Annotated in this window: 27 protein-coding genes; 18 read left to right on the forward strand and 9 right to left on the reverse strand. The window is 42.2% G+C overall.

Annotated features, from left to right (window positions below):
- Positions 1-371: 371 nt before the first annotated feature.
- From FPL27_RS02750 to FPL27_RS02770, 5 genes are all read right to left on the reverse strand, one after another.
- Positions 372-758, reverse strand: a complete 387-nt coding sequence (locus tag FPL27_RS02750) for a hypothetical protein (protein ID WP_143959644.1) — start codon at positions 756-758, stop codon at positions 372-374.
- A 484-nt stretch (positions 759-1242) separates the two neighbouring features.
- The gene (locus FPL27_RS02755; RefSeq protein WP_143959645.1) at positions 1243-1686 is read right to left on the reverse strand and encodes a hypothetical protein; all 444 of its coding nucleotides are present in this window, start codon (positions 1684-1686) and stop codon (positions 1243-1245) included.
- A 28-nt stretch (positions 1687-1714) separates the two neighbouring features.
- Positions 1715-2164, reverse strand: coding sequence for a hypothetical protein (locus tag FPL27_RS02760; protein ID WP_143959646.1), 450 nt, complete (start codon positions 2162-2164; stop codon positions 1715-1717).
- A gap of 442 nt (positions 2165-2606) precedes the next feature.
- Entirely contained in the window at positions 2607-4382 is a 1776-nt protein-coding gene (locus FPL27_RS02765; RefSeq protein WP_143959647.1) for a M43 family zinc metalloprotease, read from the reverse strand.
- 1 nt (position 4383) lies between these two features.
- On the reverse strand, positions 4384-4791 hold the full coding sequence (locus FPL27_RS02770) for a hypothetical protein (protein ID WP_143959648.1): 408 nt from the start codon (positions 4789-4791) through the stop codon (positions 4384-4386).
- A gap of 409 nt (positions 4792-5200) precedes the next feature.
- Here FPL27_RS02770 and FPL27_RS20100 point away from each other — a divergent pair, with 409 nt between their 5' ends.
- The 10 genes from FPL27_RS20100 to FPL27_RS02815 all read left to right on the forward strand — a co-directional run bounded on the left by FPL27_RS20100 (position 5201) and on the right by FPL27_RS02815 (position 12346).
- Positions 5201-5356, forward strand: a complete 156-nt coding sequence (locus tag FPL27_RS20100; protein ID WP_185974280.1) for a DUF5522 domain-containing protein — start codon at positions 5201-5203, stop codon at positions 5354-5356.
- Positions 5357-5679: 323 nt separating this feature from the next.
- Positions 5680-5922 carry a 50S ribosomal protein L28 gene (gene rpmB, locus FPL27_RS02775; protein WP_143959649.1) on the forward strand — a complete coding sequence of 81 codons (243 nt, stop codon included), beginning with the start codon at positions 5680-5682 and terminating at the stop codon, positions 5920-5922.
- Between the two features lie 30 nt (positions 5923-5952).
- On the forward strand, positions 5953-6135 hold the full coding sequence (gene rpmG / locus FPL27_RS02780) for a 50S ribosomal protein L33 (RefSeq protein WP_035075268.1): 183 nt from the start codon (positions 5953-5955) through the stop codon (positions 6133-6135).
- Between the two features lie 43 nt (positions 6136-6178).
- Entirely contained in the window at positions 6179-6331 is a 153-nt protein-coding gene (locus tag FPL27_RS02785) for a DUF4295 domain-containing protein (RefSeq protein WP_009185442.1), read from the forward strand.
- A 157-nt stretch (positions 6332-6488) separates the two neighbouring features.
- Positions 6489-7445, forward strand: coding sequence for a signal recognition particle-docking protein FtsY (gene ftsY / locus FPL27_RS02790; RefSeq protein WP_143959650.1), 957 nt, complete (start codon positions 6489-6491; stop codon positions 7443-7445).
- A gap of 545 nt (positions 7446-7990) precedes the next feature.
- Positions 7991-9307 (forward strand): 30S ribosomal protein S12 methylthiotransferase RimO, encoded by a 1317-nt coding sequence (gene rimO, locus FPL27_RS02795; protein ID WP_143959651.1) that lies wholly within the window; start codon positions 7991-7993, stop codon positions 9305-9307.
- A 181-nt stretch (positions 9308-9488) separates the two neighbouring features.
- Positions 9489-10655: a hypothetical protein gene (locus tag FPL27_RS02800; protein WP_143959652.1), complete on the forward strand. Its 1167-nt coding sequence runs from the start codon at positions 9489-9491 to the stop codon at positions 10653-10655.
- Between the two features lie 65 nt (positions 10656-10720).
- Complete coding sequence (locus FPL27_RS02805) at positions 10721-10945, forward strand: DUF433 domain-containing protein (RefSeq protein ID WP_143959653.1); 225 nt, start codon at positions 10721-10723, stop codon at positions 10943-10945.
- Complete coding sequence (locus tag FPL27_RS02810) at positions 10942-11283, forward strand: DUF5615 family PIN-like protein (RefSeq protein WP_143959654.1); 342 nt, start codon at positions 10942-10944, stop codon at positions 11281-11283. The genes FPL27_RS02805 and FPL27_RS02810 overlap by 4 nt, the downstream gene beginning before the upstream one ends.
- 67 nt (positions 11284-11350) lie before the next feature.
- Positions 11351-12346 carry an adenosine kinase gene (locus FPL27_RS02815; protein ID WP_143959655.1) on the forward strand — a complete coding sequence of 332 codons (996 nt, stop codon included), beginning with the start codon at positions 11351-11353 and terminating at the stop codon, positions 12344-12346.
- A 156-nt stretch (positions 12347-12502) separates the two neighbouring features.
- On the opposite strand, the gene FPL27_RS02820 is transcribed toward FPL27_RS02815, so the two are convergent.
- Positions 12503-14101, reverse strand: coding sequence for a BCCT family transporter (locus FPL27_RS02820; RefSeq protein ID WP_143959656.1), 1599 nt, complete (start codon positions 14099-14101; stop codon positions 12503-12505).
- Positions 14102-14326: 225 nt separating this feature from the next.
- Between FPL27_RS02820 and FPL27_RS02825 the strand changes: the two genes are divergently transcribed.
- The 7 genes from FPL27_RS02825 (at position 14327) to FPL27_RS19760 (ending at position 16445) form a co-directional block, all read left to right on the forward strand.
- Complete coding sequence (locus tag FPL27_RS02825; protein ID WP_143959657.1) at positions 14327-14722, forward strand: hypothetical protein; 396 nt, start codon at positions 14327-14329, stop codon at positions 14720-14722.
- 4 nt (positions 14723-14726) lie between these two features.
- Positions 14727-14873 carry a hypothetical protein gene (locus FPL27_RS19755; protein WP_185974281.1) on the forward strand — a complete coding sequence of 49 codons (147 nt, stop codon included), beginning with the start codon at positions 14727-14729 and terminating at the stop codon, positions 14871-14873.
- Positions 14866-15102: a hypothetical protein gene (locus FPL27_RS02830; RefSeq protein WP_143959658.1), complete on the forward strand. Its 237-nt coding sequence runs from the start codon at positions 14866-14868 to the stop codon at positions 15100-15102. Before FPL27_RS19755 ends, FPL27_RS02830 begins: the two co-directional genes overlap by 8 nt.
- An 11-nt stretch (positions 15103-15113) precedes the next feature.
- On the forward strand, positions 15114-15557 hold the full coding sequence (locus tag FPL27_RS02835; RefSeq protein ID WP_143959659.1) for a PH domain-containing protein: 444 nt from the start codon (positions 15114-15116) through the stop codon (positions 15555-15557).
- Positions 15544-15780: a hypothetical protein gene (locus FPL27_RS02840; protein ID WP_143959660.1), complete on the forward strand. Its 237-nt coding sequence runs from the start codon at positions 15544-15546 to the stop codon at positions 15778-15780. The genes FPL27_RS02835 and FPL27_RS02840 overlap by 14 nt, the downstream gene beginning before the upstream one ends.
- A gap of 11 nt (positions 15781-15791) precedes the next feature.
- Positions 15792-16199 (forward strand): PH domain-containing protein, encoded by a 408-nt coding sequence (locus FPL27_RS02845; RefSeq protein WP_143959661.1) that lies wholly within the window; start codon positions 15792-15794, stop codon positions 16197-16199.
- A 102-nt stretch (positions 16200-16301) separates the two neighbouring features.
- Positions 16302-16445: a hypothetical protein gene (locus tag FPL27_RS19760; RefSeq protein WP_185974282.1), complete on the forward strand. Its 144-nt coding sequence runs from the start codon at positions 16302-16304 to the stop codon at positions 16443-16445.
- A gap of 64 nt (positions 16446-16509) precedes the next feature.
- On the opposite strand, the gene FPL27_RS02850 is transcribed toward FPL27_RS19760, so the two are convergent.
- The 3 genes from FPL27_RS02850 to FPL27_RS02860 form a co-directional block, all read right to left on the reverse strand.
- Entirely contained in the window at positions 16510-16791 is a 282-nt protein-coding gene (locus FPL27_RS02850) for a hypothetical protein (RefSeq protein WP_143959662.1), read from the reverse strand.
- A gap of 103 nt (positions 16792-16894) precedes the next feature.
- The gene (locus FPL27_RS02855) at positions 16895-18133 is read right to left on the reverse strand and encodes a hypothetical protein (protein WP_143959663.1); all 1239 of its coding nucleotides are present in this window, start codon (positions 18131-18133) and stop codon (positions 16895-16897) included.
- Between the two features lie 36 nt (positions 18134-18169).
- A complete protein-coding gene (locus FPL27_RS02860; RefSeq protein WP_143959664.1) occupies positions 18170-19300 on the reverse strand; it encodes a DEAD/DEAH box helicase in 1131 nt (376 codons plus the stop codon).
- A gap of 425 nt (positions 19301-19725) precedes the next feature.
- On the opposite strand from FPL27_RS02860, the gene FPL27_RS02865 reads away from it, so the two are divergent.
- The gene (locus FPL27_RS02865) at positions 19726-20715 is read left to right on the forward strand and encodes an IS110 family RNA-guided transposase (RefSeq protein WP_143959665.1); all 990 of its coding nucleotides are present in this window, start codon (positions 19726-19728) and stop codon (positions 20713-20715) included.
- Positions 20716-20758: the final 43 nt, after the last annotated feature.

Raw genomic sequence — 20758 nt, forward strand, 5'->3', positions numbered from 1 at the left:
TTTCCCCCTAAATACAAAGATAGTTCTTCCCGAATTCCTGTAAAGGCTGAAATGAACGGCGCTGGGGCGCCGGCCTTGACAGGAACCCGTCCAGAACTGAGAACCGCATTTAAGAGGAAAAAGATAAATACAGGAAAAGTATGCAAAAAAATAGCTTATTCCTTGATTTTCAACATAGGAGTCACACAACTTGTCCCGAGCAGCGGAGCGAATCGGGAAAGTTTAAAAAAAGTCGCACACCTGTCCAGAGTAACGAAGTGGATCGGGAAAAGAAAGAGTTTACTACAGGCGCCTCTTCGCGGAGTAACTGGTCACAACTGTTAGTAAACGCCGAGACCTTGACAAGGAAAAATATTTTGGATTTTATAAGGTTAAGGTAGCTTGATTTCGGATAAAATCATATAGTAAAATTCTGTTCCAACAGGACCGGTGAATTTACTGTTTTTAATTTTAAATAAATCCCCGCTAAAAACAACATCGGTATTTGCATTTAAGGTATCTCCAATTTGAGATGTTGGATTGCAAATAAAGGCAATTATTACCTCATCATAACTTCCTTCTGAAACCGATCTAATAAAATATTTATTTGCTGAATCACTAAAATCTAAAGCCCCGGATCTATTTTCAACCTGAAACTCAAATTTACCGGCATCTTCACAGGAGGTGGCTTCATCAAATGGGAATTCGTGCTCCACACTATTACAGTTCATCATTAGAATCCAGATTAGGATCATTGATATACTTCTTAAAGTAGCCATGTTTCAATCACTTTATTGTTCAATCGTCTCTTATTTCAGTTTGATATCGAGTATTTCAATTCTTTGATATCTTTCGCCTCCCCACCAGCCACAAAAATATTCGTCGAGGGGTTTAAATCTCACTAAAGCCTCTGCCCCGTCAAATTGAAACGCTGCAGGGAGTTCAATTGGACTGTACTTTTTGTCTTTTATTTATAGGAGCCACCCGCAGCCATCTAATGCTGGGGAACCAGCATAAATAATATGGGCTGCGATAAATGGCTCCTGGTCTTTTTCGGAACATGCTAAAATAGAAGCTAAAATCAATATGGTTAAATATCCCAGGCTTTTCATTTGTGAGTTCAAAATAATGGAGGAAATAGTGGACAGCTCTATATATAAAACGGACGAAAGTCCTGTTCCGCTACACCAACTTAATGAATACGTCCCAAAGGTTGTAATTCTGTATTGGCTCTGGTTAAAATTCTCCTCATAACTTAATACACTAATATTTATATAAGACAGGAGTGGGCCATCCAGATATATTAAGGTAAATTTCTTTTACTTCTGGCACTTGGATTTCCACTAAATCAAAGCTTAATGATTTGGTAATTGATGCTTCGCAAGGATCGTTATCATCTAAGATAAGCCTTAATTGACGTCTAGTTTGAGGTAATTTTTCAATATCTCCAGAATCTATCATTGATGTTTGAATGTCACCACATCCTCCTGCATATCTAATGGTCACTTCAAGGCAGTCTCCAACTAAATTAATTTCTTCAAATTCAAAATTATCCCTTTGACTGCTTAAAAATAATAACTTATCAATAACTAAAGATTGGCATCCCTGCTCCGGGAGGCCATTGTTTTCCTGACAGCCACCGAATAGCAAAAGTACAAGTATATATACCACTTTTATATTATTAAAAATCATATCAGTTCTCATCATTTTAAGTATTTGCTAAACATCTTTTTTCTCATTCATTCGGAATAGCAAGAGCGGAAATAATTATATATTCAGGCTTTGCATATTGAGAAAGAAAGTATAATGGTCCTGTAATGCCTACACAAGCATATTGATCACCTTTATTATTTTCTTTTGACAGTCGATAGGAAAAATTTATTTTGAAAGTTTCAGGTATTTCCCCTGGAAAAAAAGGGGACACTGATCTACCAATGAACAATTCGTCTGGAATTTCAAACAGTTCGTCAGGTATACCATATACCATTAAGGTGTCTGTACCAGTCGTTACAAGATATCCCATATCATCTCTTTGAGCTCTGGTCATTGGAACAGATGCTATACATTGATGAAATCCAATGATATATCCTTCTGCATTAAAAACAGGTTCCATATCGTTTGAATCGGTACACCCCAAAGCGAGTATTCCAAAACTAACCAGCCTGAGTAAGTGGTTTTTTTTCATGATTCAACAATTTATATAATAACTGTTCATTTCTATCAAGACGCAACCAACAACCTGTTTGCTACAACAACTTAATCATTAATATTGAAAACCGAAAGTTTTCCAGGTATAAAAATATCATACGTATTGTGTTGATTACGAAAAGGATATCGCTCAATCATATTAATGGAATGCTTTGGATTGAATGAACGGGTGTTTGTCGGTGGATCTTTCAGAGCCAAAAAATCTTTTACTTCCAGAAGGTATGAAGGTGAGAATAGATTTCCCTTCTCAGGCCGTTAAATAGCCTGAAAAGACGGTTTCTATGTCTACACTGGGGAAGAAATGCTAAACCGGAAGTTCACCACGGATTACGCAGATTCCCACAGAAAAAATAGTGTTATAATCTGTGAAAATTTGTGTTATCTGTGGTGAAACAGTGCCCAGGCTGATTGACCGATTTCTATCTTTCCACTCTGATCTGCCTTCGGATGAGGGCGTCTTTGTAACGGATGTGGATATAATAAAACCCGTTTTTAAGTCCTCTTACGTTGATGTTTATTGATTTTTGGTTGGTTTTGGGAAAACTCATTAGTTCCCGGCCGGCGCCGTCATATAGACTTACCTCATATACTTCGCCATTTGACTGCATAGCGTCTCCCTTGGTGTTTTCTATGGTCAGGTTATCCGAAGCAGGGTTTGGGTAGATGTTGAACTGTTCAAAGGGGCCGGAGACATAAATGGATGTTTCTAAACCTGCAGTGCCACAGGGGTTGGTTATATCCACCCCCAAAGAATAGAAGCCTGGAGAGCTGATGCTTAAATTAATACCATTGGTTCCCTGGTTTCCGATCCATTCATCTCCTGAAGGAAACACTGACCAATGGTAATTGGTAATGGTAGGGATAATATCAACAGAAAAATTATTGGATGTATTGGCAGGAAAATCATATGGCCCCCGGATACTGTCAATCAAGGCCGGGCTGATACCTGTAATGATTTGTTTTTCTAATGTTATTGACCCACATCCAGGAGAATTAATTTCTGCAATCAAATTTACAAAGCCATTCTGACCTGAGAGTCTGGTCACAGTAACCGTATTTCCTGAGGGAGAAAGGCTCACCATACCTGCCGGAGAAGCTGACCAAGCCACCGTGGTTCCTGCGGGAAGATTCGGAATGGAGTATAGGGAAGTAGGGCAGACTGGATCCGGGGGGCCAGAGATGGTAAATCCATATGGTGAATCAACAAAGCTACTTCTAACTCCTCCTCCCGAAAATAAAGCTCGCATGCGATTCCGTTGTCCTTGAGTAAATATATTCATGCAACCATCATCCGTATAATCCATGTAGTTCATAAACATATCGTTTGAGCTACAAGAAACCTGTGGATGGGAAGGGCAATTGAAGTTAGGTCCAAATTGGTTTGGAGTATCAATAACGAAGTCATCACTTCCGCAACCACCCTGACCCCAAGTGTGCCAGAGATTCAACCAGTGACCAACCTCGTGTGTGGCGGTTCTTCCTTGGTCAAAAGGAGCTGATACGTTTCCGATCCTTCCAAACGAAGTAGTGCGGACCACTGCCCCATCTGTTTCTGGCTGGGTAGCCATCATATCCGGGAATTGGGCATAACCAAGTAAATCGTTTCCAAGATTGCAAACCCAGATATTCAAATACCTTTCTGCCGGCCATGCCGGGGAACCGGTTGGGGCGAATTTAATCCCTGTTGCTTCTTCGTTCACTGAACCATCAGGATTTTCTACCAGAGTAAAGGAATTTACATTAGTTTGAACCCTGAGAATCCCATTAGTAGGATTGCCATTGGGATCAATACAGGCCAAGACAAACTCTATTTCAGGATCGGAAGCTACCCCCTGAAAGGCAACAGGGGTATTGGATGCATCTGCATTTAGACGCCTGAAGTCTTCGTTTAGCACATCTATTTGTGATTGGATTTGAGCCTCACTGATATTGAGACCCGTACCTATAGGCTGGCCAGTATGCAAAACATGGACTACCACTGGAACGGTAATAACCTCATGGTCTGTCAATAAACCTAAACTTCTTTCATTGGAAAAATTGGCCACATGCTTCTCCATTTGCATGATCCTTTGATACCGATCAGGATCATTTTGTTTAATGGACTCAAGGTTTATTTCCGAACCACAGGTTCTATGTGCAAATATTTCATTATTAAGCCCGATTGTTAAAAAGATAAGAAATAAAAGTATTCTCATATTATATTTCAGTTAATGCCTCAATGGAAATGATTTCAAATTTACAGCCGAAACCACCACGACGAAAATATGGTGAAATGAGAAGATTACAACAACTCTTCTTTTTACCACTGATAATAACTATTGAATTGTGATTAAAGGAAAAGTTCCAATTACATGGTACCAAAATAAAATCACTACTCGCAATAAATGAATCCTTATCAAAATCTTCTGGATTAGTAGTAAGTATAAATCCAAAAACACGATGCTCAATTACCCTGGCTTCTACATTATCCAATACTTTAACAATTTCTTCATTATCACAAGAATTCATACATAGCCCTTCTTTTTCAGCCAAATTTTCTTCGGCCATGCAGCTTATGCTCAGTAGCAAAATATTTAGTAGAGTAATTTTAATTAATTTTTTCATAGCCCAATCATTTAAGTTTCCCTGTGGAAACTTTACGTCAATTAATCTAAGTTTTATAAATACAAGGAGCGTAAAAATCCCCCTCTTTTCTCCTAGACGCAACCTACATTCTGTTTGCTACAACAACTTAATCATTAATTTTGAAAACCGAAAGTTTTCCAGGGATAAAATATCATATGTATTGTGTTGATTACGAAAAGGATATCTCTCAAAAATTGCATTGACGGAATGCATTGGATGGAATGAACAGGTGTTTGGTATTTCTACGATCAGTCCACCATGGATTACGCAGATTCCCACAGAAAAAATAGTGTTATAATCTGTGAAAATTTGTGTAATCTGTGGTGAAACAACCCCCGGTGTTTCCTCTCGGTGCAAGTGATCAGTTTTATTGTTTTATATTCGCATAATGAAAAAACGCAAGGAACCCATCAAGCCCCAGCAAGTCCAGCCCGGCGACTACTATTTCAACGAGGCGGGGCTGATGGTGTTTACGGAGCAGTACCACCTCAGGAGAGGCTTCTGTTGTGGGAGTGGGTGTAAGCACTGCCCGTATAGGAAATAAGTGGGAAGTACGAGGTACGAAGGAGGAAGTGGTTTAGAGGTTTACGTCCCGGTAGCGCATAGCTTCGCTTTATGCGCTACCGGGGACTGTTTAGGGGTTTAGGGAGATGCGGGTTGGGTTTTTGGTAAGTTATACTTAGTACATAGTACAATGAATATCGAATGGTGAATGATGGATGATGAATAATGAAGTGGCGATAGAAACCCAAATGACATCCAACAGATTAGGGAATAAATTTTCAATGCTCTTTTGGTAATTCCCGAAAAGTTCCGATATTTGCAGACTCAATTTAGAAAACGTCTTAAATATTACGATCATATATCATGGCAAAAGTTTGTGACATCACCGGTAAAAGACCTCGAGTAGGTAATAATGTATCGCACGCCAACAACAAGACCAAGCGTAAGTTCTATCCTAACTTGCACAAGAAATCTTTCTATGTACCAGAAGAAGATGCTTGGATCACGTTGAAAGTTTCTTCAAAGGCTTTGAGAACCATCAACAAGAAGGGTATCTCTGCGGTGTTGAAAGAAGCTCAGCAAAACGGTAACATTATCATTAAATAAACAGAATTACTCTTTTAAAGATATAGAGCGATGGCTAAGAAAGGTAACAGAGTACAAGTGATCATGGAATGCACTGAGCACAAGACCAGTGGGCTTCCAGGTACTTCAAGATACATCACGACCAAAAACAGAAAAAACACTACCGAGAGATTGGAATTGAAGAAATTCAACCCGATCATGAAGAAGGTGACTGTTCATAAAGAAATTAAATAATTGGACGGTGTCCTCGTGATGCCAACCTGTAAATAGTTAAGATATGGCTAAGAAAGTAGTAGCAACCCTAAAGAAAGAAGGCGGCGTCACTTATGCAAAAGTGATCAAAGCGGTTAAGTCTGAAAAAACAGGCGCATATACCTTCAGAGAAGAAATGGTTCCAACTCCAATGGTTCAGGAAACTTTGAAAAAATAATTTGCCTTTTTTGCAAAGCATTTGAAAGTCCCGTTCGGTTCACATATCGATACTGGGACTTTTTTGTTATATTCATGGGCGTAAAAGTCCTTTATTGACTTCATCAGGGTGATTTAGCTCCGGCTTTTTGCTCCTGATGTTTATTTGTATAAAAGCTATGGGAATTTTTGGTTTCTTTTCGAAAGAAAAAAAGGAAAGCCTGGACAAGGGGCTTGAAAAATCCAACGAGAATCTATTTTCCAAACTTGGAAAAGCCATGGTCGGCAAGTCCACCGTGGATGAAGAAATCCTCGATGAACTGGAGGAAATCCTGATCACCTCTGATGTTGGAGTGGACACTACTATCAAAGTTATCCGCAGAATAGAGGCTCGGGTGGCTAGGGACAAGTATGTCAGCACTGCCGAACTGGACCAGATACTCCGTCAGGAAATCATGGCCCTGCTGGAGGAAAACAACACCGAAGACCTTTCCGATTTTGACCTTCCCAAAGACAAAAAACCATACGTGATCATGGTGGTAGGCGTCAACGGGGTGGGTAAAACCACGACCATTGGCAAACTTGCCCACCAATTCAAACAAGCCGGTAAATCTGTGGTGCTTGGTGCCGCGGATACTTTTAGGGCGGCGGCTGTAGACCAGCTCATCCTTTGGGGCGAGCGGGTAGGTGTACCCGTGATTTCCCATGGGATGAACACCGACCCGGCATCGGTTGCCTTTGATGCGGTGAAGAAGGCCGTGGACATGCAGGCCGACGTGGTCATCATCGATACCGCCGGAAGACTGCATACCAAGGTCAACTTGATGAATGAATTGGGTAAGATCAAACGTGTAATGCAGAAATTCATCGATGCAGCCCCCCATGAGATTCTTTTGGTGCTGGATGGATCTACTGGGCAGAACGCCTTCATTCAAGCCAAGGAATTCACCAAAGTGACCGAAATCAACGCCCTAGCCATTACCAAACTGGACGGTACAGCCAAAGGCGGCGTGGTGATAGGCATCTCCGATCAGTTCAAGATTCCTGTCAAATATATCGGCGTAGGCGAAAAAATGACCGACCTGCAGGTGTTCAACAGGAAGGAATTCGTGGATTCGTTGTTTAAGAAGAAGTAAACAAGGGGGCACAGAGTTTCGCGGAGTTCAAAAAAAAGGAGTTTCGCAGAGTTCCCCGACGCGGAAAAAAAAAGATCAGATTTTTTTGAACCACAAAGTTTAAAATGGCTTTGTGGTTTTTTATTTTTTAGCCACTATGCCGCTAAGCCGCGAAGGTTTTTCTTTGAAACTCTGCCGCTACGTGGCCAGTTAGCTCCAAGTTTTTTTTCTTTGCGCCTTCGCGTCTTCGTGGCCCCAAATAAAAAAAGCGTCGATTCACATCGACGCTAAAAAGTGTATGCAAGGAGTTGAAAAAATGTCCGTTTGCTGTACGTATTCAAAAGTAGTTATTTCCAAATCTCTGTATGCAAACTTACCGTTAAGTAATATTTAAGTTAAATAGGTTTAAAGTGACTGGGGTAATATTGGTTTAATGTTGGGTGTCAGATGTCGGATGTAGGATGTAGGATGACCGATGACCGATGTCCGATGTGAGACCGAAGACGGAAGAGAGGGGAGAATTGCTTTATTTTTCGTACTTTTGCAGGAAATTTAGAAAGAACGATTTGAAGGCGAGAACATTAAAGAAAGATAAGGTCAACATCATCACCATGGGCTGCTCCAAGAATTTGGTCGACTCGGAAGTGCTGTTGACGCAGTTGAAGGGCAACGGCATCGATGCTGACCACGAGTCCAATGCCCAGGACAACAATATCATTATCATTAATACCTGTGGGTTTATTGATAATGCCAAGCAGGAGTCTATCGATACCATCCTGCAGTATGCCGATGCCAAGGAGCGCGGGCTGGTGGATAAGGTTTATGTGACCGGCTGCCTTTCCCAGCGTTATAAGGATGATTTGGAAAAGGAAATACCTCAGGTGGATGCATTTTTTGGAACCAGAGACCTTCCTGCCATACTTAAGAAATTCAAGGCTGATTATAAGCATGAGTTGGTAGGGGAGCGTTTGCTGACCCATTCTTCCCACTATGCCTATATGAAGATTTCTGAAGGCTGTGACCGGCCTTGTTCTTTCTGCGCCATCCCTTTGATGAGGGGCGGACACGTGTCCCGCTCCATTGAGGACTTGGTGAAGGAGGCGGAACACAAAGCGGCCAACGGTACCCGGGAGCTCTTGCTGATAGCCCAGGATTCCACATATTATGGGCTTGATATATACAAGAAAAGAAGGCTTGCTGACCTGATGAGGGCGCTTTCGGATGTGAAAGGGATTGATTGGATCCGCCTGCATTATGCTTATCCGACAGGTTTTCCGATGGATGTCATTGAGGTGATGAAGGAAAGGCCAAATATCTGTAACTACTTGGATATTCCTTTGCAGCATGGTTCCTCTGATGTGTTAAAAGCCATGAGAAGGGGCACCAGCCGTGAAAAGCAGGAAGATTTGATCCATAGCATCCGTGATATTTTACCAGACATTGCTATCCGTACTACTTTGATCGCCGGACACCCGGGTGAAGGGGAGAAGGAGTATCAGGAAATGGTGGATTTTGTGGAGAGGATGAAGTTTGAAAGGCTAGGTGTCTTTACTTACAGCCATGAGGAAAACACCCATGCACACACCATGGAGGACAGCACGCCTGAGGAAGTGAAGCAGGAGCGCGCCAACCACCTGATGGAAATCCAGGAGCAGATCAGCTATGACCTCAACCAGGAAAAGATCGGGAAAACCTTTAAGGTATTGGTGGACAAAAAAGAAAACGGCCAGTGGGTCGGAAGAACTGAATACGACTCAGTCGAAGTGGATAATGAAGTGCTGATTGATGCATCCAAGCACTATTGCCGCGTGGGTGATTTTGTGGATGTGAAGATTACAGAGGCAACAGAGTTTGATCTTTATGGAGATGTGTTAGAAAAATAAAAAACACAGATTACAATGATTACACATATTATTTTGAATTAACATATGAGTTTTTACCGTGACTACGAAGCCGCAAAGGTCTCCAAGAGGAAATTCTCTGGTACCTCTGCGGCTCTGTGGTTTTTTGGACTTTTATCTTCCTGTCATTCTCCGTATTTTGGCGTATTAAACCTATCAGCTTATGAAACTCCAGGAGGTCAACAGCCCCGCTCTTCAGAAAGAATTCATAGAAATGGCCGTGAGGCTTTATAAAAACGAAAAGAATTGGATTCGTCCTCTTGACAAGGATATTGAGAATCTATTCCATCCGGAGACCAACAAGCTATTTAAGCAAGGAGCTAAGGCTAAAAGATGGCTACTTTTTGATGATAAAGGGGATACCATTGGAAGGGTTGCGGCTTTCATCAATCCAAAGATGAAAGAAAAACAGCCTACCGGAGGATTGGGGTTCTTTGAGTGTGTCAAGGATCAAAAGGCTGCTTTTCTGCTTTTTGATACTGCCAAGACATGGTTAGATAGCGAAGGAATGGAGGCCATGGACGGTCCGATCAATTTTGGAGAGAGAGACAAGTGGTGGGGTCTGTTGATCGAGGGCTTTTCTCCGCCTAATTACAACATGCCTTGGAATTTCGCCTACTATCGGGAGTTCTTTGAAGCCTATGGTTTCCAGGTTTACTTCAAACAGTTTACCTACATGAGGCCTACGCGGGGGGTTGATTTTGACCCTAAAATGATAGATAGAGCCAATAAAATAATCGGTAGTCCCGACTTTGAGTTTAGGTCTATCACCAAGGGCGAGATTTTGACCAAAGCTCCGGAGTTTTTTATGGAGGTCTACAACAAAGCTTGGGCAAGGCACATGGGCAAATCCCTAACCCTGAAGGAGACCAAGCTGATGTTTACCAAAATGAAACCAATCATCGACGTTCGCTTGATTTATTTTGGTTTCCATAAAGGTGAGCCCATTTCTTTCTTCATAAATATTCCCGAACTGAATCAGCTTTTCAAACATGTAAATGGCAAGATGGGTCTGATCGGAAAGCTGAAGTTTTTGTGGCACAAAACCTTCAATCCTCCCAATAAAATGCTTGGATTGGTGTTTGGGGTGGTACCCGAATTCCAGGGCAAGGGTGTGGAGAGCGCCATGATCATGGAGTATAACGAACAATATGCTAGTAAATCTAATTTCAGTTATGAAACTATTGAGATGAACTGGATAGGGGACTTTAACCCCAAGATGATGCGGGTATGCGAGCAGCTAAATGCGGAGATTTATAAGACGCATCACACTTATAGGTATCTCTTTGATAGGGAGAAGCCGTTTGAAAGGCATAAGATCTTTGAGTAGGCTTGGTCCATGACTTCTGTATTAAAAATAAGTAACTTTTTAATTCTTACCTTTGTTGTTAAGAAATGGTCGATTACAGGGAACATATATCTATAAATCCAAATGTCAGATTTGGGAAGCCTTGCCTAAATGGGACGAGGATAGCTGTTTATGATGTGTTGAATTGGTTGGCCAATGGAATGACAGCTGAGGAGATTGTTGAGGATTTCCCGGAGCTTGATGCCGAAAAAATCCAGGCCTGCCTAGCTTATGCAGCGGATCGCGAACATAAAATCCAAGTAGCTTCATGAAGTTGCTTTTGGACCAGAACATTTCCTATAGAATAATCGAAAAATTATCTTCTGAATTTCACGAAGTTCTTCAGGTTCAAACTTGTGGTTTAATCCATGCCACGGATTTGGAAATATGGCAATATGCCTCAATACACGGCTTGAGTATTGTAACTTTTGACGCTGACTTTTTTGAGCTTGCTAGTCTTAAAGGACATCCTCCTAAAATTATTTGGCTTAGATGTGATAACCGTACCACCAAACATTTAGCCCAATTGCTGAATTCAAAGGCTCAAATCATAAAAGATTTCATCCAACTATCAGAATATGCTAATTTAGCGTGTCTAGAAATACATTAGCAAATTATCGATGATGGTCTATCGTCTAATAACTATGGGCCATGGTCTATAAACTATAAACTAAACTATGAAAAAATACGACGTAACCGGCATTGGGAATGCCTTAGTGGATATTGAATTTAAAGTAAGTGACAAGTTTTTCCTGGATAACGGAGTTGAAAAAGGTGTGATGACGCTTGTAGATGAGGATCGTCAGAATGCTCTGATGAGAGTTATTAACACGGCTGAAGCCAAGAAGCAATGCGGAGGTTCGGCGGCAAATACTGTCATTGCTGTGAGTCAGTTTGGAGGTAATTCCTATTACTGCTGCAAGGTGGCAGATGATGAGTTGGGTCATTTCTTTATGGAAGACATGAAAGAATCAGGTGTAGACCACAACCTTAATCCTGAGAAATTGGAGGAAGGCATTACGGGCAAATGTCTGGTGATGGTAACCGAGGATGCCGAAAGGACCATGAACACTTTCCTAGGCATTACTCAGAACTATTCCGTAGGGGATATCAATGAGTCCGCAATCAAGGATTCTAAATACCTGTATATCGAAGGTTACCTGGTGACTTCCGACAACGGGAAGGCTTCCATGTTGAAGGCCAAAAAGATTGCCGAGGAAAACGGTGTGAAGGTGGCCATGACTTTCTCCGATCCGGCCATGGTGAAATATTTCAAGGAAGGTTTTGATGACGTAATCGGCCACAGCGTGGACATGCTTTTTGCCAACGAGGAAGAGGCGATGATCTATACCGGGACGGACAACCTGATGGATGCCCGTGAGGAATTGAAGAAAGCCGCCAAGCATTTCTGTATCACGCAGGGTAAGAACGGGGCGATCATCTGGGACGGTGACACCTTTATCGACATCGAACCATACAAGACGCAGGCTATTGATAGTAATGGTGCAGGAGATATGTTTGCCGGAGCCTTCATGTATGGGATCACCAATGGACATAGCTATGCTTCCAGCGGGAAGTTGGCGTCTATGGCTAGTTCCAAGATCGTGAGCCAGTTTGGGCCGAGACTAAAGTGGCATGAGGCGAAGGAGATCTTGGGGAGGTTGAATCCGTAAAGGGAGATAACCACAGAGACTCAGAGGGCGCAGAGAATTTTAGTCTTTTGCGGAATAAAAACGTAATTATTTGAGATTAGAATAGCCACGAATGCACTAATTTATTGGTGTATTCGTGGCTATTTTTGAGTTGGGCGGGGGTTTACTAAATTTTGTTCATTTTTCAACATCCTCCAAAACTTCTTTTTTTGGATTTACCGGTTGGAGGGGCTTTGGTTTTTCTTCGGCTACTTTGTAATCTTCCTTTACGGCTTTCAATAATGAAAAGCACATGAAGACCAGCATGGCGGTAAAGGGGAGTCCTGAGATCGTCACGGCAGCTTGAAGGGTGACCAATCCTCCACCGGACAAAAGTGAACCGGCTATGATCCCGGACAATGAGGCCCAGAGTATCCGCTGAAAAGCAGGGGTTTTCATTTTGCCACCGGACGTGATGCTGTCCACCACCAAGGCACCGGAGTCGGTGGAGGTAATGATGAAACTGCAGATAAGTATCATGCCCAAGACTTTCAGCAACATGGCCAGCGGGAACTTCTCGAAAAACACATAAAGTGCCGTAGAGATGTTTTCGTTGACCGCTGATATCATGGCGGTGTCACCCTGTAGGATGTCCCTCATGGTCAGTCCTCCAAAAGCACTGAACCAAAGGAAGGTGACCAATGCAGGCAAAATGAGTACTACCAAGATAAATTCCTTGATGGTCCTACCCTTGGAAACCCTAGCAATAAAGGTGCCCACAAATGGTGACCAAGAGGCCCACCAGCCCCAATACATGATCGTGGTATTATCTTGCCAGTGGGTACCCCTGTAGGTTTCCGTCCAGGTGGCCATATCCACGAAGTTGATAAGGTAACTTCCCACATTCTGAATATAAGCGCCCAATATATAAGCAGTGGGGCCCATCAGTAGTACCAGTGAAAAGATGGCAACAGCCACCCAGATGTTAACCTGGCTAAGGATTTTTACACCCTTGTTGACACCAGAGACCACCGAAAGGGTGGCGATTGCCGTAATGGCAAGGATGACCAAAAGCTGGAATAGCAGGCTATGGTCAAAGCCAAAAACATGGGTAAAGCCCGCATTGATCTGACCCACACCAAAACCAAGGGTAGTGGCCAGGCCAAACAAAGTGGCCACCACCGCTACGATATCTATCACATGACCCATCCAGCCATGGATTCTTTCCCCTAGTAAGGGGTAAAACACCGAGCGGATGGTAAGCGGCATTTTGCGGTTGTAGGTGAAGTAGGCTAGGGCCAGGCCGATCACTGTATAGATGCCCCAGCCGTGGATGCCATGGTGCAAAAAGGAAAAGTTGATCGCTTCCTGGGCCTTGAGAGAGGCCGCTGCGCCTTCAGCCAAGCGGGCTGGGTTCTGGAAATCCCTCACCGGGTCGGCAATACTGAACAATACCAACCCATTGCCTATACCTGCGCTGAAAAGCATGGCAAACCAGGCCATGGTGCTGAATTCCTTCTTGGCTTCAGGTCCGCCTATTTTGATGTTGCCGTATTTGCTCAATGCAAGGTAGAGGCAAAAGACAATGAAGAAATTAACCGCCAACGTATAAAACCACCCCCCTTTACTGGCCACAAAGCTTTGGGCCAGTTCAAAATAATATTCAGCTGATTGTTCAAATACCAGCACCAATGCCACGCTTAGCACTACAAGAGCTAAGGAGAGCAGGAATACGGGCGGGTTAATCTGCCAGCTAAAAAAGAATGGGCCTTTTTTCTTTTCGGTCAAAATACTCATGGTTTAATAGGTTCTTTTTATTGAGCGGCAAGGCTTCCTGTGGTACTAGTACCATTTAGCCCTAGGGAGGTAATTGTTCGCCAAGCCATAACCACGAATGTAACTTTTTTAAGGGGGAAATAAAACTTTTTATTGAGGGGTGAATTGTCAAAGCTTGCATTTAAAAATTAGTTGCTTTATTTTACAAGGATTTTAATTTTTGTTTGCCAGTAAATTAAGAATATTTTGAAAGTGGACTATTATATCGTAGTACATCTGTTTTGGATTGTCCTATTGGGAATGGTTGGTTATCAACTCAACCATTCCTATGGTGATTATATTGCCGAAAACAATTTGTATGATCTTCATTTTGCCCGTGCTGGAGAAGCAGGAATCAGAATGGCGGTGGTGTATTTTATGATGCGGCTGTTTAACAGGAAGGAAAAGCCAACTTCGATTTTCTATGTATGTTTTGGTATGTACCTGATTTTCGAAATTTATCCTATAGTAATTAATAATGCCCCTGTTGATTACTGGAGGTTTGCATACCTAGGGTTGGCGGGGCTGTTGATTTGGTTTTTGTATGTTCCGTTTCAGAAGAAACACCGAGAGGAATTAATGTCTACATCAACACAAAAATAACTTTATGAAAAAGAAAAGTATTACACTCTTGAATGTAATTGTATTCGCAATCACCATTATTATAGGCTTGGCTTTTTTCGGAGATTGGGAAGATTTTAAGAGAGGTCTGCAGGGTGCCCCACCGATTGAAAAGTCGCAGAATAATGATTAAAGAGAAAGACTTGTCTAAAAAATCTAGGCCCTATTTAGGTATGGCAATCTTTAGTTTCTTCATTGCCGGGGTGGCTTTGGTTCTATTTATTTTACGGCTATTTTTCGTAAAAGAGGAGCCAATTATAGGTACGTTTCTGGGTTTTGGAGGTATTAGTAACATCCTGATAGGATTAAGTGCTTGTTTGTCTGGTTTTTCCTTTTTGAAACAGTCAAGGGAACCCGAATAACCCCTAACTTTATGAAAAAATATCAGGCTAAATGTTCTCCACTGTTTTACCTGCTGGTAGTGGGGATGTTTTTAATTCCTATGGTTATTCTGGGCCTGGATGTAGAGATGTTCACTCAGCGGCCCGTTATTTTGCTCCCCATACTGCCTCCCATATTTATGATGCTGTGGATTTATTTCGATACCTGGTATGGACTGGAGGGGAAAAAGCTTTTCTACAAATCAGCTTTTCTGAAAGGGAACATTCCCGTCGAGCAAATCCGGGAAATCGTCGTGGGGAAAACTTCTTATGTGGGCACCAAAGCTGCCATGGGCACCAAGGGGCTTATCGTCAAGTTCAACCGCTTTGATGAGGTTTATATTGCCCCAAAAGACAATGAAGAGCTGGTGGAGGATCTTTTGAAAATCAATTCTCATACACATATTACAAAACCTTCCAATCATGATCAAAGATGATAGTTTAAGAATGAGCATAGGATTTAACAAAGGAATGGCTGCTATTTGTTTTCTGCTTTGTGCAGTCCATTTAGTCTTTTTTGGGATAAGGTTTTACGAATTAAGAGCTGAGCCGATTTTCCATATAATGAAGACGCCTAGGATTATAGGGCCAATGTTGTCCGCAATGGGTGTGGGGTTGGCTGGCATTGTGTTTTTAAAGAGAAAAAGCGATTCTGACTAAATTTAAACCCTATGGATAAAATATTTCCATCCAAAAGATCTGTTACTCTGCTCGTGATAATGATTGGACTATTTATCCCAGTGGTAGTTTTGGGGATTCTAAATAGGCCGTTTTTATTGATTGTTTTATTCCCCTTACTCGGTGGTTTATTCAGGTTATACTATGATACCCATTACAAGTTAACTGATAATGTGCTTTTTTATAAGTCTGCTTTTTTCAAAGGGGAAATCCCTATTAAAGAAATCAGGGAGGTGGTGAAGGGCAGGACGAGATTCATCGGGAATATGGCGGGAATGGGGCCAAAAGGTCTCATCATCAAATACAACAAATATGACGATCTGTACATCATACCTGAGGACAACGAGGCATTTGTATCTGACCTATTGAATATAAACGACCGGATTATAGTCAGCAGCTAATGGGACTAATGGAATGAATTTATGGATGTAAGTAAACGAGTTATTTTAAAATCAATTTTGTTTGGGGCTCTTTCTTCCTTGTTTTTTCAGGTTATTAAATTTATGGAATCAGTTCTTTATTACCATAGGGATGTCACCACGGCTTTGGCCGAGATTCGATTCTTTCCTGATTCTGTGGTGTTTCTTATGGTGTTTTCAATTATGGGATATTTCATGTTTAAAAATCAGGTGGTATCTGAGGAATAAAAAAACTGCCACGAATGCGCGAATAGAATGTGATTATTCGTGCATTCGGGGCTAACTCTCCACATTACTCCACTTCAATTTTCTTCATAAAGAAAACATAATTGGTCCTTCCTTCTTCCGTTACCTTTTTTTGGCCAGAAAGAATATAACTGTGGCCTTCCAAATGCTGCAAGGCCAATGTTCTCTTTGATATGTTACTGAATTCGTCGGAAAGGTCGGGGATATGTATGGCCTGATTAAGATATTGTGAATTACCATTCTGAAACTTGCTTGCAAAAAGCTTGTCTTCGCTTAGCATAAGATAGGTCAAGGTGTCGTCCTGCCAGTAATAACTGGCTATGGGCAAAGACCTGTATTGATTGGTTTGAGGAAAGGGGATAGAGACTTGCCATTTTAAATTTGCGTCTTCATCTAAATGAACAAACTGCCCACTTAGATAGGTGAACTCCCTAGGTTGAAAAAGAAGGAGTATGGGGTGTTTGCAGATTTGGTGGAAGTATGGGGCTGTATCTTTCGAAGTTATCTACTTGACTATTGCTGAAAAATCTTAAATATTGATTGATATTGTAATTGATGACAGGGTTGTTGTTATGGCGATACTGGTTGAGGTAGACCATGTAACCATTAGCTTTTTGTTCGAAACTGTTGATTAGGATGTTGTTTTTGATTGTGGTTGGACGTTCCCGCTTTTTGTTGCGCTCTACCTGTCTAGTTTTCAGTGTTTTTGCATCTTGGGCAAGGTGCTCATGGAAGCTTGTCAAGGTAGTGAAGTCATAATTGAATAGTTGGTTGCTGCCCATCGACTCCATGCGATAAAGATACATTCCCTCCGAGGCTTCATTTTTTCTAGGTCCATAGAGGCCAAAAAAATGCTTTTCGTAAGCATTGCCTAAAAACTGTATGTTTCTAGTAACCACACTTCTCTCCTGGTAAGGTTCAACAGAAAGATCCTGTATCTGCTGGCCAAAAGTGTCAAATTCAAAGTGGGTGATCTTATTTATCCCTTTGGGATCGTTATGCTGAACTCCTAAAAAAAGTGTTTGTGAACTTGCATTCTTCTGGAAATATTGGAGCTGCAGATCTGCCTGAATAAACTTTTCTTTGGCCACCTTCTTGGCATTCAAGTCGAAGACCTGCAACAATAGCATATTGTCTGCCATTCCTGCCATTAAGGCTTTTCCATTCATCACCTGAAAAGCATTGAATCCCATATTCCCCACCTGGTTTATGCCATTACCTGCAGGAGCCTTGTCCAGTCTGTAGTTGGGGTAATAAACCGGTGAGAGTCCTTTCACCTCATGTTTGGCAAGTTCCTGCGTTTGGATGTTGAATTGGTAAATGTGTCTTTCCCTGATCAGGTAGTCTTTTTGCAGGTAAAAAGAAAGAAAATATAGATTGTCCCCATCTAAATCCACAGCTTTGAGATTTTCCAAAGGGTGAAGGTCAAAAGTGATGGTGGCTTCCAGGTTCAAATTTTTGTCGGTAACCAATATCTGGACAGTTCTCTGCTGGCTCATCAGTTGTTCCGAGATGGTCCGAAACCCAATCACCCTGTCCTGTGTAGTTATCAGCTGAAAATTGGGCTCATTGTTTCTGATTTCAATGTTGGTTTGTTTTGCTAACTGTGTTTGGGAAAAAGAATTAGTAAACACTAACGCAAAACATAAGAGGAGCTGGACTCTAATCATATTTAAAAATCGGGTTTTTAAATATTACGTTATTAGTTAAAAAATGTTCTCCGCATCCACGATTTCCACCATTCTCCCCATCTTTTTCTGGATCACCTTGAAGTGGTGTCTGTCTTCCTCGGTGATCAGGGAGATGGCCTCCCCTTCAGCACCGGCACGCCCGGTCCTGCCGATGCGGTGTATATAGTCCTTGGGAGAGCGGGGAAGTTCAAAATTTACCACATGGGGCAGCTCCTTGATGTCGATGCCCCTTGCCGCAAGGTCTGTGGCTACTAGGACTCGAAGGCTTCCTGCTTTGAATTGCCTCAAGGCCTCTGTCCTTCCGCCCTGGCTTTTGTCGCCGTGGAACGCCATGGCCTGAATGCCGTTTTTGCTCAGTTTTGCAGCAAGGTTATCAGCCGTTCTCTTGGAGGAGGCGAATACCAATACCTGTTTCCAGTCCCCTTCCTGAATCAGGTGGCGGAGCAGTGGACCTTTCTTTTCCTGTGAGACCAGATAAGCGGTCTGGGTGATCTGTTCAGGTGAAACGGTTTCCGGTTCGGCCTCTATTTTTATGGGGTTGTGCAGGAGTTTGTCGATCAGTTTTTCCACTTGCTCCTCCATGGTAGCGGAGAAAAGGATGTTTTGGCGTTTTTTGGGAAGCCTGGAAAGGATCTCGTCCACTTCCAGTTTGAAGCCCAGGTTGAGGACCTTGTCGGCCTCGTCGAGCACCAGCATTTCCAGTTGATCTAGTTGAATGGAGTTTTTGGACAGCAGGTCGAGCAGACGTCCTGGGGTGGCCACCAATATTTCGGTGCCGTGGAGGTTCATCATCTGGGGATTGATGGAAACCCCGCCAAATACAGCCATGCTTTTGACTTTTCTAGGAAGGTGTTCGGAAAAGGTTTTCACTACATCCTGCACCTGTGCCGCCAGTTCCCGTGTGGGCACGATGACCAGTACCGGGATATTTCTTCCCTTTGCCTGCTCCCGCTTTTGGAGTTTATGCAAAATGGGCAGCACATATGAGGCCGTCTTGCCTGAACCGGTAGGGGCAATGCCGAGTACATCCTTGCCGTTGAGAATGGCCGGGATGGCCTGTTTCTGAATCGGGTATGGCTGGTCGTATTGGGCTTTTTGTATGGCCTCGAGTATCTGCGGGGAAAGCCCCAGGGAAGAGAATGTCATGGAATGTGTGTTTGGGGCAAAGATAAAGTAAAAAAACCACACATGCTGAGGGGACTTACCGCAGAGTGAGTAGAGAAATGAATTGAATTAACCGCGAAGGGTATAAAGTGGCGCAAATGAATAAAAGGAGGAGGGGAGGTCGTCATACTAAGTTAGAGGTCAGAAAAGTGTTGGTAAATTATCAGAATATTATTTGGTTTGCCTAGTAAGCAGGGCGCTGCTACCAGGTAAAAGCAGAAGGATTAAGAACCGTACCCGTCATTCGTCATTAAAGACTCTTCGCAATGCTGTTCCCTTCTGCTGCTTTTTACCGAAATCAGGACAATTCATTAGGTCAATGAACCTGTTTTAAGTATAGATTGATACGGTAAAAGTCCTCCTGATAGCAACAACCCCATTTGGATCACCGTAAAGTTAACAAGTTTATGCCAAAACCTATACATGTATTTATAGGAGTCGATATCTCAAAGGATAATTTTGATTTTTATTTTAAACCAACTGATGGAAAAGCACTTAAGGGAAAAGTAGTCAACAACGCCGAAGGCTTTCTAGAGTTTTTCTTGAAGTTACCAGAGAATTCTTGGGTGGTTATGGAAGCTTCAGGTCCTTACTATTACCAGCTGGCAAGTTTTCTTTATGACAAAGGAGTGAAGTTGTCCGTCATCAACCCACTGGTTATTAAGAGATTTACCCAGATGCAGCTGAAAAGGACAAAAACCGATAGCGCAGACGCTCACAGCATCGCCACCTATGGAGGTTTGATGGACATTAAACCATGGGAACCATTAAAAGAGTGTTATATGGAGATCAAGCAGTGGTATGTATATAGAAAACAGCTTTTAAAACACCAGCATGCAATCCTGATGAAATTGGAAGCTTTTATAGCCACCGGTTCGGTTAATAAACTCATTAGAAAATCTATGGAGGAGGAGCTTCTAAGGGTGGAAGAAAACATCAAGGATGCTGACAAACAGATGAATATGTTAATAGAAAAGGAAAACGGTGCATTAAAAAAGCAACTGGAGTCCGTACCAGGTATAGGCCCCAAAACAAGTTTACTACTGATAGTAGCTCTAAGGGGATTTGACAGTTTTGAAACCTACAAACAGGTCATATCGTACCTGGGCCTTTCTCCACGAATTTATGAGTCGGGAACTTCTGTGAAGGGAAAAGCAAAGATATGCAAGATGGGCATGGCAGAGGTACGGAAATGTCTCTATATGGCAGCAAGAGCAGCCAAAATACATAATAACACTTGTAAGGACCTTTACCTAAGGCTAAGGGCAAAAGGAAAAGCTCACAGAGTGGCCATGATTGCTGTAGTGAATAAGCTAATCAAGCAGGCATTTGCCATTGCCAAATCAGGTATTGCATATGACAAAAGCTATTCAAACTTCAATGCTGTAGCGAAATAAAATTTGGACTCAAAACTTGACATTTAACACAATTCATTGCGAA

The sequence above is a fragment of the Litoribacter populi genome (assembly GCF_007483685.1).
Lineage (GTDB): Bacteria > Bacteroidota > Bacteroidia > Cytophagales > Cyclobacteriaceae > Litoribacter > Litoribacter populi.

Excerpts from the sequence above, each read along its gene's own strand:
- FPL27_RS02840 (WP_143959660.1), top strand. The coding sequence starts at position 15,544 with ATGATCAAAGATGATAGTTTAAGAATGAGCATAGGATTTAACAAAGGA.
- FPL27_RS02755 (WP_143959645.1), bottom strand. The coding sequence starts at position 1,686 with ATGATGAGAACTGATATGATTTTTAATAATATAAAAGTGGTATATATA.
- FPL27_RS02865 (WP_143959665.1), top strand. The coding sequence starts at position 19,726 with ATGCCAAAACCTATACATGTATTTATAGGAGTCGATATCTCAAAGGAT.
- FPL27_RS02830 (WP_143959658.1), top strand. The coding sequence starts at position 14,866 with ATGATTAAAGAGAAAGACTTGTCTAAAAAATCTAGGCCCTATTTAGGT.
- FPL27_RS19755 (WP_185974281.1), top strand. The coding sequence starts at position 14,727 with ATGAAAAAGAAAAGTATTACACTCTTGAATGTAATTGTATTCGCAATC.
- FPL27_RS19760 (WP_185974282.1), top strand. The coding sequence starts at position 16,302 with ATGGAATCAGTTCTTTATTACCATAGGGATGTCACCACGGCTTTGGCC.
- FPL27_RS02750 (WP_143959644.1), bottom strand. The coding sequence starts at position 758 with ATGGCTACTTTAAGAAGTATATCAATGATCCTAATCTGGATTCTAATG.
- FPL27_RS02860 (WP_143959664.1), bottom strand. The coding sequence starts at position 19,300 with ATGACATTCTCTTCCCTGGGGCTTTCCCCGCAGATACTCGAGGCCATA.
- FPL27_RS02855 (WP_143959663.1), bottom strand. The coding sequence starts at position 18,133 with ATGATTAGAGTCCAGCTCCTCTTATGTTTTGCGTTAGTGTTTACTAAT.
- FPL27_RS02770 (WP_143959648.1), bottom strand. The coding sequence starts at position 4,791 with ATGAAAAAATTAATTAAAATTACTCTACTAAATATTTTGCTACTGAGC.
- FPL27_RS02810 (WP_143959654.1), top strand. The coding sequence starts at position 10,942 with ATGAAGTTGCTTTTGGACCAGAACATTTCCTATAGAATAATCGAAAAA.
- FPL27_RS02845 (WP_143959661.1), top strand. The coding sequence starts at position 15,792 with ATGGATAAAATATTTCCATCCAAAAGATCTGTTACTCTGCTCGTGATA.
- rpmB (WP_143959649.1), top strand. The coding sequence starts at position 5,680 with ATGGCAAAAGTTTGTGACATCACCGGTAAAAGACCTCGAGTAGGTAAT.
- FPL27_RS02800 (WP_143959652.1), top strand. The coding sequence starts at position 9,489 with ATGAAACTCCAGGAGGTCAACAGCCCCGCTCTTCAGAAAGAATTCATA.
- FPL27_RS02765 (WP_143959647.1), bottom strand. The coding sequence starts at position 4,382 with ATGAGAATACTTTTATTTCTTATCTTTTTAACAATCGGGCTTAATAAT.
- FPL27_RS02820 (WP_143959656.1), bottom strand. The coding sequence starts at position 14,101 with ATGAGTATTTTGACCGAAAAGAAAAAAGGCCCATTCTTTTTTAGCTGG.
- FPL27_RS02785 (WP_009185442.1), top strand. The coding sequence starts at position 6,179 with ATGGCTAAGAAAGTAGTAGCAACCCTAAAGAAAGAAGGCGGCGTCACT.
- ftsY (WP_143959650.1), top strand. The coding sequence starts at position 6,489 with ATGGGAATTTTTGGTTTCTTTTCGAAAGAAAAAAAGGAAAGCCTGGAC.
- FPL27_RS02805 (WP_143959653.1), top strand. The coding sequence starts at position 10,721 with ATGGTCGATTACAGGGAACATATATCTATAAATCCAAATGTCAGATTT.
- FPL27_RS02760 (WP_143959646.1), bottom strand. The coding sequence starts at position 2,164 with ATGAAAAAAAACCACTTACTCAGGCTGGTTAGTTTTGGAATACTCGCT.
- rpmG (WP_035075268.1), top strand. The coding sequence starts at position 5,953 with ATGGCTAAGAAAGGTAACAGAGTACAAGTGATCATGGAATGCACTGAG.
- FPL27_RS02835 (WP_143959659.1), top strand. The coding sequence starts at position 15,114 with ATGAAAAAATATCAGGCTAAATGTTCTCCACTGTTTTACCTGCTGGTA.
- FPL27_RS02815 (WP_143959655.1), top strand. The coding sequence starts at position 11,351 with ATGAAAAAATACGACGTAACCGGCATTGGGAATGCCTTAGTGGATATT.
- FPL27_RS20100 (WP_185974280.1), top strand. The coding sequence starts at position 5,201 with ATGAAAAAACGCAAGGAACCCATCAAGCCCCAGCAAGTCCAGCCCGGC.